Source organism: Streptomyces sp. NPDC087859, assembly GCF_044742595.1.
GTDB classification, from domain to species: Bacteria; Actinomycetota; Actinomycetes; order Streptomycetales; family Streptomycetaceae; genus Streptomyces; species Streptomyces canus_F.
Genome location: NZ_JBIUUU010000002.1, coordinates 15,169 through 30,752, shown reverse-complemented (window position 1 = coordinate 30,752; position 15,584 = coordinate 15,169). Strand labels below are relative to the sequence as shown.

Sequence of the window (15,584 nt, the reverse complement as noted above, 5' to 3'; positions counted from 1 at the left end):
TGGAGCGGGCTGCACCCTGGCAGTGGAGCCCGCACCACCGTGTCCCGGCACCCTGGTCATCTAGCCTGCCCCCATGTGGAAGACCGTGCGGCGGGCCGCGAGGGCCACCGGCCACCTCCTGCTGGCCGCCGCGATGGCGTTCGGTGTGTGGATCTTCGTCTGCGTGCTGCTGATCGCCGCCATCGGCACGCTCGTGGTGGTCGGCGCCTGGCTGCTGCCCGAGACGGTGCTGCTCATACGGCGGATCGCCGGGGCCAAGCGGCAGCTGACGGCCTCCTGGACGGGCGTGCGGATCCCCGAGGCGTACCAGCCGCTGACCGGGACCGTCCGGGAGCGGTTCCGTACGGCCGTCAGGGACCCCGGCACGCTGACCGACTTCCGGTGGATGGTGGCGTACTACCTCTACGGCGCCCTGCTCTTCGTCGCGCTGCCGCTGTGGCCCGTCGGGCTCGTCGTCGACGGTGTGTGGAGCGGGCTGCTGCGCCGGGAGCCGGTCGTGCTGCCGCTCATCGCGAAGGTCGCGGACCTGGAGGCCGACTGGTCGACGGCCCTGCTCAAGCCGTCCCCGGAGGCGCGGCTGACCCGACGGGTCGAGGAGCTGGCCGCCACCCGTGCCGACGCCATCGCCGCGCACGGCGCCGAACTCCGCCGTATCGAGCGGGACCTGCACGACGGAGCCCAGGCCAATCTCGTCGCTCTGTCCCTGCGCATCGGGCTCGCCAAGCGGGCCTACGACCGTGATCCGCAGACCGCCCGCAAGCTGCTGGACGAGGCCCAGGACCAGGCCGAGCAGGCGCTGACGGAGCTGCGCCACGTCGTGCGCGGCATCCACCCGCCGATCCTGACCGACCGGGGGCTCGTGGGCGCCGTGCGCGCGCTGGCCGCCGGCAGCGGGCTCCAGGTCACCATCGACGACGGCGGGATGGACGAGGGCGTACGCCCGCCCGCCGCCGTCGAGGCCGCCGCCTACTTCGTGGTCGCCGAATCCCTCACCAACGCCGCCAAATACAGTGGCTCGTCCCGGGCCGACGTCAGGCTCGGGCGCACGAAGCGCGGGCTGCGGGTGCGGGTCAGTGACGTGGAGGGCGGCGGCGGTGCCGACGAGTCCTCCGGTTCCGGACTGCTCGGCATGCGGCGCCGGGTCGCCGCGCTCGACGGGACCGTGGACGTGTCGAGCCCCGTCGGGGGGCCGACCGTGATCGAAGTGGAGCTGCCGTGCGTGTGGTGATCGCCGAGGACAACGCCCTGCTGCGGGAGGGCCTCGTCCTGTTGCTGACCTCGGCCGGGCACGACGTGGTGGCCGTCGTCGGCACCGGGCCCGAGATCATGCCGGCCCTGCGGGAACAGCGGCCGGACGTGGCCGTCCTGGATGTGCGGATGCCGCCCGGTTTCCGCGACGAGGGGCTGCGGGCCGCGCTGGAGGCCCGCGAGGAGTTCCCCGGGCAGCCGGTGCTGGTGCTCTCGCAGTACGTCGAGGAGTCGTACGCGGCCGAGCTGCTGGGCGGCGGCACCAGCGGGGTCGGCTATCTGCTCAAGGACCGGGTGGGCCGGGTCGACGAGTTCCTCGACGCGCTGGAGCGGGTCGCGGGCGGCGGTACGGCCCTGGACCCCGAGGTCGTCACCGAGCTGCTGACCCGCCGCAGGAACACCCCGCTGGACTCCCTCACGCCCCGCGAGCGCGAGACCCTCGCGCTCATGGCGGAGGGCCACGACAACGCGACCATCGCCAAGACCCTGGTCGTCACCGAACGCGCCGTCCACAAGCACATCGGCAACGTCTTCCTGAAGCTGGGCCTCCCGCCGAGCGACAGCGGCCACCGCCGGGTGCTGGCCGTGCTGGCGTACCTGGCACACACACCTCAGGCATAGCGCTCGCCGTATCGCGCGTCACCGCATCACCGCGTCGCCACGGGCTCCGGTGTCCGCTCGGCCGTCTGTGCGGGCAGTTCGCGGTCCAGCTTCTCGCCCTCGACGTCGAGGTCCGGGAGCATGAGGTCCAGCCAGCGGGGCATGGACCAGGCCCTGCGGCCCAGCAGGGCCAGGATCGCCATGCGGAAGACGATTCCGTCGGCCGCTCGCCGTCACGAGGGAGTGCTCACCCGGACCGGGGTGGAGCGGGCTACACCCTCAGCCGACGCTGAGCTCCGTCAACTCGCCCAGGGGCAGCGTGTGCTGGGTCTGGAGGACCTTCGCACGCAGGTAACGGACGTTGTGGGCGGTGGTGAAGACGCCGGTCGGCACCCGGTCGTGGACGTCGATGCCGAGGTCGCGCAACTGGCCGGCCTTGTCCGGGTTGTTGGAGAGGAGGTCCAGCGAGCCGATCCCCAGGGACCGCAGCATCTGCGCGGCCGCCGTGTAGTCGCGGTCGTCCTCGGGCAGGCCCAGCGCGGTGTTGGCGGCATAGGTGTCCAGGCCCTGGTCCTGGAGGGCGTACGCGTCGAGCTTGTTGTAGAGGCCGATGCCGCGACCCTCCTGGCGCAGGTACAGCAGGACGCCGCCGCGCTCGGCTATCCGCTCGACCGCCTCGCGCAGCTGCGGGCCGCAGTCGCAGCGGGCGGAGCCGAAGACGTCACCGGTGAGGCACTCGGAGTGCAGCCGCACCAGCGGGACGCTGCCGGGGGCCGGGTCGCCGAGGACGACCGCCACGTGCTCCTGGCCGTCAGCCAGCCCGTGGAAGGTGACCAGCTCGGAGTCGACGCTGTAGCCGTCACCGAAGCGGAGCGGCACGCGGACACGGGAGCGCTGGGTTGCGGCGGGGATGTCGGTCATGCGGGTACTCCGGTCCTCAGGCATATCTGCTTCAGATTTGAAGCAGGTCTACGAGGGGAGACCCTACCTCATGCTTTAAATTTGAAGCAACGGGTTTGTGGGGTGGCTCATGCGGTCCCGGAGCACGTCGACGACGAGCGCCGACGCCACGGCACCTCGTCACCCGTGTCCTCCTGGAGCCCGTCCGAGATCGCCCTGGAGATCTCCTCCAACTGCTCCACCTGCTCCGGAGTGAGCCGGTCGAAGAGGGCGGCGCGGACCGTCTCGACATGTCCCGGCGCCGCCCGCTCCACCTCCGCCATGCCCTCGTCGGTCAGTACGGCGATGCTTCCGCGCTTGTCCCAGTGACAGCTCTCCCGCCGCACCAGCCCGTCCTTCTCCAGCCGGGTCACGGCATACGTCAGCCGGGGCCGCGTGATCTTCAGGCCCTCGGCGAGGTCCGTCATCCGCAGCCGTCGCTCCTGCGCCTCGGAAAGGTTGGCCAGGATGGAGTAGTAGAGATGCGGCATGCCGGCGTCCTGCTGGAGCTGCCGGTCGATCGCATCCTCCAGAAGGTGTGACGCGGCGATGTACGCGCGCCAGGCGCGCTGCTCCTTCGGAGTGAGCCAGCGAGTCGTCATGCCACCAGTGTAGGTTTGTTTCAAACTTGAACCAAGCCCCGCCCGTCACAGCGAGAGGGACCGCACCCGATGTCTCACCCGTACGTCCTCCTCTCCGCGGCCGTCTCCCTCGACGGCTACCTGGACGACACCGGCCCCGACCGCCTGCTCCTCTCCAGCCCGGCCGACTTCGACCGCGTCGACGAGGTCCGAGCCTCGGTCGACGCGATCCTCGTCGGCGCCGGCACGATCCGCGCCGACAACCCCCGGCTGCTCGTCAACTCCCCGCAGCGGCGCGCGGCCCGCGTGGCGGCGGGCAAGCCGGAGTACCCCCTCAAGGTCACGGTCAGCGGCTCGGGCGACCTGGACCCCGACGCGAAGTTCTGGCACACCGGCGGCGACAAGGTCGTCTATACGACGGACAAGGGCGCGGAGCGGGCCCGTGCGGCGGGTCTGGCGGCCGATGTGGTCTCCCTGGGCGCCGACCTGGACTGGCCCGGCCTCCTCGCGGACCTGTCCGCCCGGGGCGTACGGCGCCTCATGGTCGAAGGCGGCGGCAAGATCCACACCCAGCTCCTCCAGCAGGGCCTGGCGGACGAGCTCCAGTTGGTCCTGGCCCCCCTCTTCGTCGGCGACGCGACCGCCCCCCGCCTCTTCGGCCCCGGCGCCTACCAGGGCGGACGCCTGCGCCTGGTCGAGTCCCGGCAGATCGAGGACGTCGTCCTCATGCGCTACGAGCCCACCGCACCCGGCGTCCCCGCCGCCGACCGCCACTGGCTCCGCCTCGCCTGTGAACTGGCCGCCCTGTGCCCGCCGTCCCGGACCGCGTTCAGCGTGGGCGCGGTGGTGGTCGCCGCCGACGGTACGGAACTCGCGCGCGGGCACTCCAGGGAGGGGGGCGACTCCGTGGTCCACGCGGAGGAGGCGGCGCTGGCGAAGATCGACGCGGGGGATCCGAGGCTGGCCTCGGCGACGGTGTACTCCAGCCTGGAACCGTGCGCGCGGCGAGCCTCGCGCCCGGCACCCTGTGCCCGGCTGATCCTGAACGCCGGGGTGCGACGGGTGGTGACGGCCTGGCGGGAACCCGACACCTTCGTGGAAGGAGCCGACGGGAGCGGGCTCCTGGCGGCGGCCGGCGTGTCCGTCGTGGTGCTGCCGGAGTTCGAGGAGCAGGCCAGGAGGCCGAATCTTCCCCTGCTGGAGTGAGCGTCACCCGGCCGTCCGGCGAGGGAGGGCGAGACCCGCTCGGACGCCGGGTGACTGACCGATCAGCCCAACATTTCCTGCGCGCCGCTCCCCGCAGGGTGACGCTGCCACCATGAGGTCAGCCCGATTCCGTGCCGCCGTCGCGCTTCTGCTCGCCCCCCTTCTCGCCACCGCCTGTGGGACCACCGACGCCGGTACCCGCACCATGGCCCGTGCGCTGCCCCCCGACGCGGCGTTCACACACCCCGGTGTGCTGGTGAGCGAGGCCCAGCTGGACGCCGTACGGGAGAAGGTCACCGCGGGGAAGCAGCCGTGGCTGAAGGCGTACTTCGACATGAGGGACAGCAAGTACGGGGCGTACAAGTACCGGGCCGAGCCGTACGCGAGCGTGGACTGTCCCGGTGGGGAGCACGCCGACCGGCCCGCGCACGGGTGCGTCGAGGAGCGCGAGGACGCGATCGCCGCCTATACGCAGGCGCTCCTCTTCCGCGTCACCGGCAAGCAGCGGCATGCCGTCAAGGCCCGGGAGATCATGGACGCCTGGTCGGCGAGGATGCGGAAGCACACCGAGGAGGACGCCGGGCTCCAGACCGGGTGGGCCGGGGCGACCTGGGCGCGGGCCGCGGAGATCGTGCGGCACAGCGCGGGCGCGGGGTGGCCGCAGGACCGGGTCGCGCGGTTCCAGGACATGCTGCGGACCGCGTATCTGCCCGCCGTCACCCGCAAGGTCCCCGACTACAACGGCAACTGGGACCTCGTCATGACCGACGCGGCCATCGGCATGGCCGTCTTCCTCGACGACCACAAGACCTTCGACCACGCGCTCCAGCGCTTCCGGGAACGCGTCCCTGCCTACTTCTACCTGGAGGAGGACGGGCGGGTGCCGCTCACCCCGGCCGGGTCGGGGGTGAACACGCCGACGAGGCTGACGACGTACTGGTTCGGGCAGAAGACGTACAAGGACGGCGTCTCCCAGGAGACCTGCCGCAACTTCAAGCACGTCGGCTACTCCATCGCCGCCACCGCCCACATCGCCGAGACCGCCTGGCACCAGGGCGTCGACCTGTACGGCGAGGTCAAGGACCGGCTGAAGTCGGCGCTCGCCTTCCACGCCCGGTACCAGGCCGGCGAGCCCGCGCCCGCGTGGCTGTGCGGCGGGAAGGTGGACCGGAACATGGGCCCCGACCTGGAGGTCGCCCTCAACCATCTGGAGAACCGCCTCGACGTCTCCGTCCCGGCCGCCCACAAGCTCGCCGAGGAGACCCGGCCCGCCGGTACCGACAATCTGTTCGTGTCCTGGGAGACCCTGACCCACACGGGCAACCCCGGCAGCTGAAAAACGCAGGTCAGCGGCGGCGCGACTTAACTGTGGTGCTGAGCGTCCCGCGGATGGCGTATGCTGGTTTCACCGACGCGGGGTGGAGCAGCTCGGTAGCTCGCTGGGCTCATAACCCAGAGGTCGCAGGTTCAAATCCTGTCCCCGCTACTCATGGCTCAGGGCCGGAGTCCAGTTCGCTGGACTCCGGCCCTGAGTGTTTCCCCCGGTCGGGCCACACGGCTCGCCGCCCGTGCCCGGTCCGGGAAACCTGGGCATGTGGATCAGGAGGCGGTGGCGGGACGGCGTGTCTCCGCCCTCTTACGGGCGCTGCCCGCCCTGCTGATCGTCGGTGGCGTCCTCTACGACGTCCTGACCCCCCGGGACTTCACCGCGATCCCCTTCTTCACCGCCGCCCCCCTGGTCGCCGCGCCCCTCTATCCGCTGCTCGGCATCGTCGCCACCGGCGCGGTGGCCCTGATCGCCGCCTTCGCCGTCCATATGCGGTTCGGTTTCCGGCTGGACGCCGACAACCTCACCGAGGCGCTCACCGTGGCGGTGGTCGCCGTGCTGGCCGCCGTCCTCAACCGGGTCGTGCTCCGCGGCGACCAGCGGCTCGCCTCCCAGCGCCAGATCGCCGAGGCCGCCCAGCGGGCGGTGCTGCCCGAGCCCGACGACCGGATCGGCGGGTTCGACATCGCGGTGCGGTACGAGGCGGCGCAGAAGGACGCCTTCATCGGCGGGGACCTCTACGCGGTGCAGGACAGTCCGTACGGGGTGCGGCTGGTGGTGGGGGACGTGCGGGGGAAGGGCATGGGGGCGGTCGCCGCGGTCGCCGTCGTCATCGGGGCGTTCCGGGAGGCCGCCGAGCAGGAGCCGACGCTGGAGGCGGTCGCGCGGCGGCTGGAGCGGGCGCTGGCGCGCGAGGGCACGCGGCGCGAGGGGCTCGACGCCATCGAGGGGTTCACCACCGTCGTACTCGCCGAACTGCCGCACGGCGACGGGGTCGTACGGGTCCTCAACCGCGGCCATCCGCCGCCGTTGCTGCTGTGTCCCGACGGCACCGTGCGGGCGCTGCCCGCCGTCGAGCCCGCGTTGCCGCTGGGCATGGGCGAGTTGGGGAGCTGGCCCGACCGTGCGGAGGAGGCGGTTTTCCCGGGCGGGGCCACGCTGCTGCTGTACACCGACGGGCTGTCCGAGGCGCGGGACCGGTACGGGGAGTTCTACGATCCGGCGGCGCGGCTCGCGGGACGCGCATTCCGGGTCCCCGGGGCGCTGCTGTCCGCGCTCGCCGTGGAGGTGCGCCGGCACACGGGGGGCGGCATGACGGACGACATGGCGCTGCTCGCCGTACGACGGCCGTGACCCTTGGGGAGCTTTATCACGTGGGGTGACCGGGTGAGTGCCCTCCGCATAACAACTGACATACAGTCAATACCTGTGAGTTTACCGGAGCGCGGTCAACTCGCCCGTTTTTCACCGCTCATGGACCCGTACGTCCAGGGGAAAAAGGTTAATGATCAAGCGGAACAGCTTGGAATCCATGGTCCGGGTCTATTAACGTTCGATAACGCAGCGCGGTCGTCCCAGCCGTCACAAGAGACGGCTCCGTGCTCACGCGCTTAATCCCGCAAGGGAGCCGGGGAACCACCACCCTGGGGTGAATCGCGCGGATGCCACCGTGAACTCACGGCCGGTATACGCGCGTAGGAGACCTTCCTGCTCCGAACCCGTCAGCTAACCCGGTAGGCGAGAAGGAAGGAAAGGAGCACGCCCACGTGGCGTCAAACCGGCCTGCCCCCGAGGCCCCGTACGTGCCGAGCCAGCGCAGCACCACCGATGTCTTCGGCTACGGCAGCTACCACCACGACGAGGGTCCGCGGGAGGAATGGAATCCCACCGAGGAGTCCATCCGACCGGCACGTGGCAAGCATCGGGTCGCCAAGCAGCGCAGCGGGGGATTCGCCCGCAGCTCCACCGTCCTGGGCGTCGGTGTCATAGCCGCCGTCGGCGGGGCCGGCATGGCCAGCGCCAACACCGGCAAGCCGCCGGTCTCCATCTCGATGCCCGACCTTCCGTTCGTGTCCGGCGAGGAGGAGGCACCGCAGGGCTCGGCCACCGCGCTCAGCGACCTCGCCGCGGCCCCCACGGCCGCCGCCACGGCTGTCACGGACAAGACCCAGATCAGCGTCTCCGACTCCGGCGCCGGCGAGACGCTGCGCAACCGGATCATGGCGCAGGCCGAGAGCCAGCAGACGCAGGTCGAGAACAAGACGCAGCTCGCCACGCAGAGCGCCCTCGCCGACGAGGCCGCCAAGGCCGAGGCCGCCGCGCTGAAGAAGGCCGCGGACGACGCAGCCGAGGCGAAGAAGAAGGCGGAGGCGGAAGCCGAGAAGGCCGCCGAGGCCAAGCGGCTCGCCGAGCTGGCGAAGCAGTACACGCTGCCGACCTCCTCGTACACGATCACCTCGACCTTCGGGCAGGCCGGCTCCCTGTGGTCCTCCGGGTACCACACGGGCCTCGACTTCGCCGCTCCCACGGGCACGCTCATCAAGGCGATCCACAGCGGCACCATCACGCAGGCCGGCTGGGACGGGTCGTACGGCTACAAGACCGTCCTCACCCTCGACGACGGCACCGAGCTGTGGTTCGCCCACCAGTCGTCGATCAGTGTCAGCGTGGGCCAGAAGGTCAACACCGGTGATGTGATCGGGCGCGTGGGAGCGACCGGCAACGTCACGGGCGCGCATCTGCACCTCGAGGTCCACGCGGGCGGTGCGTCCACCGGGATCGACCCGATGGCGTGGCTGCGGAGCAAGGGGCTCACCCCCTGAGGTTCTCCTGATCCACCGGCGGCCCTGACGCACACCCCCCGACGTCACGGCCGCCGGTTTTTGCGTCACCGGGCACGGAATGTCAGCCTCCGCTTGTTTACGGGAACTTTGCGGCCGTTCCGGAAGAGCGGTCTTCGCACCGGCGTTGACCCCGTACATGACTTCTCTTCGCAAGCTGGGCACGTCCGACCTCGAGGTCTTCCCGCTCTCCCTCGGCGGCAACGTCTTCGGCTGGACCGCCGACGAGACACAGTCCTTCGCCGTACTCGACGCCTACGCGGCCGCGGGCGGCAACTTCGTCGACACGGCGGACTCGTACTCCGCGTGGATCGACGGCAACGTCGGCGGTGAGTCCGAGACCATCATCGGCAAGTGGGTCAAGGCGCGCGGCAACCGCGACGACGTCGTGATCGCCACGAAGGTCAGCCAGCACCCCGACTTCCCGGGCCTGACGGCCGCGAACATCAAGGCGGCGGCGGACGCCTCCCTGCGCCGTCTCGGCACCGACCACATCGACCTCTACTACACACACTTCGACAAGGTGGAAGTGCCGGTCGAGGAGATCATCGGCGCGCTCGACGAGCTGGTGAAGGCGGGCAAGGTGCGGCACATCGCCGCGTCCAACATCTCCGCCGAGCGCCTGGAGGCGTCCCTCGCCTTCTCCGAGCGCGAGGGACTGGCCCGGTACGTGGCGCTCCAGCCGCACTACAACCTGGTCTCGCGCGAGACGTACGAGGGCGAGCTCCAGGACCTGGCCGCACGGACCGGACTGGCCGCCGTCCCGTACTACGCGCTGGCCTCCGGGTTCCTCACCGGCAAGTACCGCGAGGGCGAGGTGGTGGAGGGCGCCCGCGCCGCCGGTGCCGGCAAGCATCTGGAGACGGAGCGCGGCCGCAAGGTCCTCGCCGCCCTCGACGACATCGCCGAGGCCCACCGCGTGCCGGTGGCGACGGTGGCCCTGGCGTGGCTGGCGTCCCGGCCGACGGTGGCGGCGCCCATCGCGTCCGCACGGACGGTGGAGCAGCTGCCGGCGCTGGTGAAAGTGGCGGAGGTGCGGCTGACGGAGGACGAGGTGACGCGGCTGACGGAGGCGTCGGCCTAGTCTTCGCGGTCCGGTGGTCCGGCAGGGCGGCTCGCGGGGGCGTGTCGCGGTTCTGTCGGCGGGGCGGGCGGGGCGTCGGTGTGGTCCGGCGGGGCGCTCGTGGGGTGTGTCGCAGTGCCGTCGGCGGGGCGGGGCGGGGCGTCGGTGTGGGTTGGCGGTGCGGCTCGGTGGTGTGCTGCGGTTCTCAGGTCCGGTACGGGTTGTAGCCGGGGTGCTGCACCGCCGGGTATCCGTGCACGGGCCAGTGCGTCGGCGGGATCACGACCGGGGTCGGCGGTGCCGTCATCCGGGCCGCGTGGTCCAGGGCCGGGCGCGCCGCCTCCCGCCGTACCCACAGCTCGTGCAGCAGCTCCCGCTCCCGTACGACGAAGTCGGCGCCGGCCCGGCCGCGGCGCCCCCGGTGACGGAGGAACGCCAGAGACGTCGCGTACGCCTCGTACTGCGCCACCGCCCGCGCCGCCCGCTTCCCGGCGTGGGCGCGGGCGTACTGGCGGGCGATCCGGCGGGCCCGCATCGAGCCGAGGGCGAAGGGTTCGGCGGGGGTGAGCCAGCCGGCGACGGCGTAGGCGGGCAGTTCCTCGCGCACGGTGCGCAGTTCGCGCTGCCGGGTCCAGATGACGAGCCAGGTCAGCAGGCCGAACGCGGGGACCATGAAGGCCGCGTACACGGCGAAGAAGCCGTACTCGCCGAAGGTCGACGAGCCGTTCCAGACGGCGTGCATGCCCATCGCGAGCAGCAGGCCGGAGAGCGGCAGCAGCACGCGCCGTACGTGATGGCGGTCCGCCGACAGTGCCGCGATGCCGAAGCCGATGCCGGTGAGGACCGTGAACAGCGGGTGCGCGAACGGCGACATGATGACGCGGACGAAGAACGTGGCCGCGGTGACGGAGGCGATGCCGCTGTCGCCGGTGAGCTGGTCGGTGCCGAAGGCGGTGCCGAGGTAGAGGATGTTCTCGGTGAAGGCGAAGCCGGTGGCGGTGACCCCGGCTATCACCACACCGTCGACGATGCCGGTGAAGTCCCGTCTGCGGAAGAGGAAGACGAGCAGGACGGCCGCGGCCTTGGCGGTCTCCTCGACGACGGGCGCTATCACGGTCGCGCCGAGGGTGTCGGCGCTGGACGGATCCGCGGTCGCCGTCGCTATCCATCTGGTCGCGAAGCTGTTGGCGACGATGGCTATCAGCGCCGCCGCGCAGGCGCCCCAGGAGAACGCGAACAGCAGATTGCGCCAGGGGCCCGGCTCGACCCGGTCCAGCCAGCGGAAGGCGGCTATCAGCAGCGGCACGGGCAGGATCGCGAGGCCGAGCCCGACCAGGAAGCCCTCGGTGCCGGTCTGTTCGCGCACCAGGGCGAGGATGACGAGCCCGGAGAGCGCGAGCAGGGTGATGAGCGCGCCGTAGCGCACCCACTTGCGCTGCCACCAGTGCGCGTGCCGGAGCGCACCGCCGCCGGGGGGACCGGTGGGATGCGTCGGGTACGGGGGAAAGGTGGCCACGGCATCGACCCTAACGAGTCAGGGGCGCCGCCCGCAGGTGGGCGAGGTGGTCTCGGGCGCCGGTGGGGGGTTGATCGTCGTGCGGTTCCTGCTCCCGCCCTTACTGCTGTCCTTACCGCTGTACGCGGCGGAACAACAGGTCGTTCACGACATGTCCCTTGTCCAGTCCCTGGCCCTCGAAACGGGTCAGCGGCCGGTAGTCCGGACGCGGCGCAAAACCGCCGTCGGCCTGTGTGTTCTCGAAGTCCGGGTGCGCCGTGAGCACCTCGAGCATCTGTTCGGCGTACGGCTCCCAGTCGGTGGCACAGTGCACCACGGCCCCCGGCTTCAGCCGGGTCGCGGCGAGGCTGAGGAACTCCGGCTGGATCAGCCGCCGCTTGTGGTGCCGCTTCTTGGGCCAGGGGTCGGGGAAGTAGACGCGCAGCCCTTCCAACGAGTCCGGGGCCAGCATCTCGCGCAGCAGGATGATCGCGTCGCCGTTGCCCACGCGGACGTTGGAGAGGCCGTTCTGGTCGGCGAGGTTGAGCAGGTTGCCCTGACCGGGGGTGTGTACGTCGACGGCGAGGATGTTGGTGCCGGGGTCGGAGGCCGCCATCCGCACGGTGGCCTCGCCCATCCCGAACCCGATCTCGAGCACGACGGGGTTGTCGTTCCCGAACAGCTCGGCCAGGTCGAAGACCTGCTGCCCGTCGATGTCCAGACCCCACTTGGGCCACAGCCGCTGCAACGCGTCGGCCTGCCCCGCCGTCACCCGACTCCGCCGCGGCTGAAAACTCCGGATCCGCCGCTCGAAGTGCGACCCGGCCGGATCGGCCTTGGGCCCGTCGGGAAAGCGGGGCTCGCCCTTGGCCCGGGTGTGCCGGACGGGCACGCCGGGGGTGTGGGCGGACTGGGACGCGTCGGGAGCGTTGCGGGAGTCAGACACAGTGAGGTCGATTTTACGGGGCCGGGGCGAGCACATCCCCGGGGCGGCTGTGCCTCTGGATGCCGGCCCAGCCATTTCAGCCCGTCCGGCGTTTGAGGACGAGGCCCCTTAAGGGCCGATCGGGGTCCGGGGCGGAGCCCCGGCGGGGTCGAAGGGGCGGAGCCCCTGGGGACGGGACGGGTAGGGGCGGCGGGGGCGAGAACCCCTGGACCCGGGGGCGAGACCCCCCGGACCGCAACCACCCCGCACCGTCATACCGCCCCCAGCGCAGCCAGCGCCCTCCTCGCCACCTCCCGCCCGATCGGCAGCGAGGCGGTCGCGGCCGGAGACGGCGCGTTCAGCACATGCACGGTCCGCGGCCCCTCCTTGATCAGGAAGTCGTCGACCAACGTCCCGTCCCGCAGCACCGCCTGCGCCCGCACCCCCGCGGCAGACGGCACCAGATCCCCGTCCTCGACCGCCGGCAGCAGCCTGCGCACCGCATCCGCGAACGCCGCCCTGGACACCGACCGCCGCAGCTCACCCGCCCCGTACCGCCAGTGCCGCCGCGCTATCCGCCACGATCCTGGCCAGGCCAGCGTCGCCACCAGCTCCCGAGGCCGTACGACCCCCCACCCGTACCCCTCCCGGGCCAGCGCCGGCACCGCGTTGGGCCCGATGTGGACGCCGCCGTCGATCCCGCGTGTGAGATGCACGCCGAGGAACGGGAACGCCGGGTCGGGCACCGGGTACACCAGCCCGTTCACCAGCTCGGGGCGCGCCAGCGTGAAGTACTCACCCCGGAACGGCACGATCCGCATCCCGGGCTCGTCCCCGGTCAGCCGCGCCACCTCGTCGCAGTGCAGCCCGGCACAGTTCACCAGCACCCGCGCCCGCACGATGTCCCCGTCGGCCGTCCGCACGGCCACTCCGAGCTCCGGCCGCCGGTCGACGCGGACGACCCGGGCGCCGTACCGGATGTCCGCCCCCGAGGCCTCCGCCAGCTGCCGGGCGACCCCCACGAAGTCGCAGATCCCGGTCGTCCCGACGTGTATGGCCGCCAGGCCGCGCACCTCGGGCTCGTACTCCATGATCTGCGCGGGCCCCAGCTCGCGCACCGGAATCCCGTTCTCCCGGCCTCGCTGGACCAGCGCGTGCAACCGGGGCAGCTCCGCCTGCTCGGTCGCGACGATCAGCTTGCCGGTGACGGCGTGCGCGATCCCGTACTCCGCGCAGAACTTCACCATCTCGGCCGCGCCCTTGACGGCGTACCGCGCCTTCAGCGATCCCGGCCGGTAGTAGATCCCGCTGTGGATGACCCCGCTGTTCCGCCCGGTCTGGTGCCGGGCCGGCCCCTGCTCCTTCTCCAGCACGATCACACGCGTCCCCGGCGCGGACCGAGTGATCGCATACGCGGTCGACAACCCGACGATCCCGCCCCCGATGACGAGCACGTCACAGTCGTAAGCGACCTCCGCCCGCACCTGCACCACCTCCCGCTTCCGATAGTGCACTGCGCCACTGACAGTGCCTTCAAACGCGGGGATGCCGGCGGACCCGGACCCACTCCTAGGCCGGAGCCATCAGCAGAGGCCGTGCGCGCTCCCGCAGCTCCACCACACGCGGCTCGTCACCGTACGGCTCGAGCCGATGCAGCAGATCCTTGACGTACTCGGTGGTGCGGGCCGACGAGATACGCCCCGCGACCTCCACCGCCCGCACCCCCTGCTCGCACGCCGCGTCGAGATTGCCCGACTCCAGTTCCGCGACCGCCGAGACGACCAGCCGCAGCCCGTGCGACCGGACGAACTCCTCCGTCGGCTTCGACAGGGCCTGTTCGGTGAACCGCCGCACCTGGCGAGGCGCCTTCAGATCGCGGTAGCACTCCGCGGCGTCCGCGGCGAACCGGTCGTAGGAGTAGAAGCCCAGCCACGACGGGTCCTGGTCCCCGTCCCGGGACCGCTCCAGCCACCCCTCCGCCGCCTTCAGCGCCGCCCCCGCCGCCTGCGCGTCACCCGCACGCGCGTGTGCACGTGCCTCGACGAGCCGGAAGAAGCTCATGGTGCGGGCGGTCGCCAGCCCCCGGTTCCGCTCCAGGGCGGCCTGCGCGAGGTCCACGCCCTCGTCGCCGAACCCGCGGTAGGTCGCCTGCAGGGACATCGACGCCAGCACATACCCGCCGAGGGGTACGTCGGCCGCCGCGCGGGCCAGTCGCAGCGCCTGGATGTAGTACCTCTGCGCGGCCTCCTGCTGACCGGTGTCGAAGGCCATCCAGCCCGCGAGACGGGTCAGTTCCGCGGAGGCGCCGAACAGCGCCCGGCCCACCTCGTCGGAGTACGAGCCGAGCAGCAGCGGTGCCGCCTCCACCCGTAAGCACTCCGGCACCATGGACGAACGCCAGTCGCCGCCTCCGTACTTGGAGTCCCAGCGCCTGGCGTCCTCGGCGGCCTCCCGCAGCTTCTGCACATCGCTGTGGCCGACTTTGAGCGGTGCGCCGGATGCCTCCGCGGAGTTCATCTCGCGCGCGACCGAACTGTCGGCCGGGGTTATCAGCCACCGTGAGGCGGGCGTTGCGTATGCGCTTACTGCGAACGATCCGGCCAGCGACTGCCAGATGCCACCGGCGCCCGAACGGCGGCCGGCGAGGTCGAGCCGGTACAGCTCCGTCGCCGAGCGGACGGCCTGTCCGACGTCCCTGGGGAAGGCGAGGCCCACCTCGGGTGCGGGATCCGCGTCCGCCAGACCGATCTCGTGGAGCGGCACCGGGCGGCCGAGCTTCTGGCCGATCGCGGCGGCGATGAGGTGCGGCGCGGCGCCCTGCGGCACCATGCCCTTGGACACCCAGCGCGCCACCGAGGTCTTGTCGTAGCGAAGAGTCAACCCGCGTTGAGAGCCAAGATCGTTGACGCGTCGCGCGAGCCCTGCGTTGCTGATTCCCGCGAGGGCGAGAACGGCGCCGAGTTTTTCGTTCGGCCCGCGTTGCTCCCTGGACATGAGCCACCCCTCGACACAGACGGCTGCCGCGCTGGCATAACCACGCGGCATTCGTAAACCCAGCGTAGTTCGCCGCATCCCATGCGTTAAGAGGCATTGTTCCGGATGGCGGGATTGTGGTCCGTACGCACGTACGGGCTCCCTACGCACCGTCGCGGCGTGCCCCCGTTGTGTGGCCGTGCGCCCGTGCGTGCGCTCTTCTCCGGCCATCGGGGGAGCGGTTCCATGGATCGTGCGTGGGTCGGCCCGCTGTACTGGATCCAGTGGGCTGGGGGATTCCGCCACCTCCATCCCCGCGGGTGGCGGAACGGTCCGGGGGGCGAACTCCGTTCCCCGGACTGCGCGTTACCGATGCGGTGCGCAGAG

The 15,584-nt window shown here is 71.5% G+C and carries 14 protein-coding genes, 1 tRNA gene and 1 riboswitch; of the genes, 8 read left to right on the top strand and 7 right to left on the bottom strand.

Annotation, left to right across the window (positions count from 1 at the left end; genetic code table 11):
• The first annotated feature begins 73 nt into the window (after positions 1-73).
• Both ACIOHP_RS03990 and ACIOHP_RS03985 read left to right on the top strand, forming a co-directional pair.
• A complete protein-coding gene (locus tag ACIOHP_RS03990; protein ID WP_401883201.1) occupies positions 74-1,228 on the top strand; it encodes a histidine kinase in 1,155 nt (384 codons plus the stop codon).
• Positions 1,216-1,869: a response regulator gene (locus tag ACIOHP_RS03985; RefSeq protein WP_401883198.1), complete on the top strand. Its 654-nt coding sequence runs from the start codon at positions 1,216-1,218 to the stop codon at positions 1,867-1,869. Before ACIOHP_RS03990 ends, ACIOHP_RS03985 begins: the two co-directional genes overlap by 13 nt.
• A gap of 26 nt (positions 1,870-1,895) precedes the next feature.
• On the opposite strand, the gene ACIOHP_RS03980 is transcribed toward ACIOHP_RS03985, so the two are convergent.
• The 3 genes from ACIOHP_RS03980 to ACIOHP_RS03970 form a co-directional block, all read right to left on the bottom strand.
• Positions 1,896-2,051: a hypothetical protein gene (locus ACIOHP_RS03980; RefSeq protein WP_401883195.1), complete on the bottom strand. Its 156-nt coding sequence runs from the start codon at positions 2,049-2,051 to the stop codon at positions 1,896-1,898.
• Between the two features lie 76 nt (positions 2,052-2,127).
• Positions 2,128-2,769 (bottom strand): GTP cyclohydrolase II, encoded by a 642-nt coding sequence (gene ribA, locus ACIOHP_RS03975; RefSeq protein ID WP_401883192.1) that lies wholly within the window; start codon positions 2,767-2,769, stop codon positions 2,128-2,130.
• Positions 2,770-2,876: 107 nt separating this feature from the next.
• Positions 2,877-3,389 (bottom strand): MarR family winged helix-turn-helix transcriptional regulator, encoded by a 513-nt coding sequence (locus tag ACIOHP_RS03970; protein WP_401883189.1) that lies wholly within the window; start codon positions 3,387-3,389, stop codon positions 2,877-2,879.
• Positions 3,390-3,458: 69 nt separating this feature from the next.
• Here ACIOHP_RS03970 and ACIOHP_RS03965 point away from each other — a divergent pair, with 69 nt between their 5' ends.
• From ACIOHP_RS03965 to ACIOHP_RS03940, 6 genes are all read left to right on the top strand, one after another.
• Positions 3,459-4,574, top strand: coding sequence for a dihydrofolate reductase family protein (locus tag ACIOHP_RS03965; protein ID WP_401883186.1), 1,116 nt, complete (start codon positions 3,459-3,461; stop codon positions 4,572-4,574).
• A gap of 112 nt (positions 4,575-4,686) precedes the next feature.
• Positions 4,687-5,910: an alginate lyase family protein gene (locus ACIOHP_RS03960; protein ID WP_401883183.1), complete on the top strand. Its 1,224-nt coding sequence runs from the start codon at positions 4,687-4,689 to the stop codon at positions 5,908-5,910.
• A 76-nt stretch (positions 5,911-5,986) separates the two neighbouring features.
• A tRNA-Met gene (locus ACIOHP_RS03955) sits at positions 5,987-6,060 on the top strand.
• 3 nt (positions 6,061-6,063) lie between these two features.
• Positions 6,064-7,254 (top strand): PP2C family protein-serine/threonine phosphatase, encoded by a 1,191-nt coding sequence (locus tag ACIOHP_RS03950; protein WP_401883180.1) that lies wholly within the window; start codon positions 6,064-6,066, stop codon positions 7,252-7,254.
• Positions 7,255-7,498: 244 nt separating this feature from the next.
• A riboswitch (cyclic di-AMP (ydaO/yuaA leader) is annotated at positions 7,499-7,656 on the top strand.
• An 11-nt stretch (positions 7,657-7,667) separates the two neighbouring features.
• Positions 7,668-8,723 carry a M23 family metallopeptidase gene (locus ACIOHP_RS03945; protein ID WP_401883177.1) on the top strand — a complete coding sequence of 352 codons (1,056 nt, stop codon included), beginning with the start codon at positions 7,668-7,670 and terminating at the stop codon, positions 8,721-8,723.
• A 157-nt stretch (positions 8,724-8,880) separates the two neighbouring features.
• Complete coding sequence (locus ACIOHP_RS03940) at positions 8,881-9,825, top strand: aldo/keto reductase (RefSeq protein WP_401883175.1); 945 nt, start codon at positions 8,881-8,883, stop codon at positions 9,823-9,825.
• A gap of 184 nt (positions 9,826-10,009) precedes the next feature.
• Here ACIOHP_RS03940 and ACIOHP_RS03935 read toward each other — a convergent pair whose 3' ends face one another.
• From ACIOHP_RS03935 to ACIOHP_RS03920, 4 genes are all read right to left on the bottom strand, one after another.
• Entirely contained in the window at positions 10,010-11,320 is a 1,311-nt protein-coding gene (locus tag ACIOHP_RS03935; protein WP_361559583.1) for a PrsW family intramembrane metalloprotease, read from the bottom strand.
• A gap of 112 nt (positions 11,321-11,432) precedes the next feature.
• The gene (trmB, locus tag ACIOHP_RS03930) at positions 11,433-12,245 is read right to left on the bottom strand and encodes a tRNA (guanosine(46)-N7)-methyltransferase TrmB (protein WP_401883172.1); all 813 of its coding nucleotides are present in this window, start codon (positions 12,243-12,245) and stop codon (positions 11,433-11,435) included.
• Between the two features lie 251 nt (positions 12,246-12,496).
• Positions 12,497-13,717, bottom strand: a complete 1,221-nt coding sequence (gene lhgO, locus ACIOHP_RS03925) for an L-2-hydroxyglutarate oxidase (protein WP_401884109.1) — start codon at positions 13,715-13,717, stop codon at positions 12,497-12,499.
• A 76-nt stretch (positions 13,718-13,793) separates the two neighbouring features.
• Entirely contained in the window at positions 13,794-15,218 is a 1,425-nt protein-coding gene (locus ACIOHP_RS03920) for an MFS transporter (RefSeq protein WP_266890456.1), read from the bottom strand.
• Between the last annotated feature and the right edge of the window lie 366 nt (positions 15,219-15,584).

What these genes read in the sequence shown, in the direction of transcription:
- ACIOHP_RS03990 (WP_401883201.1), top strand. Translation starts at nt 74, where the DNA reads ATGTGGAAGACCGTGCGGCGGGCCGCGAGGGCCACCGGCCACCTCCTG.
- ACIOHP_RS03980 (WP_401883195.1), bottom strand. Translation starts at nt 2,051, where the DNA reads ATGGCGATCCTGGCCCTGCTGGGCCGCAGGGCCTGGTCCATGCCCCGC.
- ribA (WP_401883192.1), bottom strand. Translation starts at nt 2,769, where the DNA reads ATGACCGACATCCCCGCCGCAACCCAGCGCTCCCGTGTCCGCGTGCCG.
- ACIOHP_RS03970 (WP_401883189.1), bottom strand. Translation starts at nt 3,389, where the DNA reads ATGACGACTCGCTGGCTCACTCCGAAGGAGCAGCGCGCCTGGCGCGCG.
- ACIOHP_RS03965 (WP_401883186.1), top strand. Translation starts at nt 3,459, where the DNA reads ATGTCTCACCCGTACGTCCTCCTCTCCGCGGCCGTCTCCCTCGACGGC.
- ACIOHP_RS03960 (WP_401883183.1), top strand. Translation starts at nt 4,687, where the DNA reads ATGAGGTCAGCCCGATTCCGTGCCGCCGTCGCGCTTCTGCTCGCCCCC.
- ACIOHP_RS03950 (WP_401883180.1), top strand. Translation starts at nt 6,064, where the DNA reads ATGGCTCAGGGCCGGAGTCCAGTTCGCTGGACTCCGGCCCTGAGTGTT.
- ACIOHP_RS03940 (WP_401883175.1), top strand. Translation starts at nt 8,881, where the DNA reads ATGACTTCTCTTCGCAAGCTGGGCACGTCCGACCTCGAGGTCTTCCCG.
- ACIOHP_RS03920 (WP_266890456.1), bottom strand. Translation starts at nt 15,218, where the DNA reads ATGTCCAGGGAGCAACGCGGGCCGAACGAAAAACTCGGCGCCGTTCTC.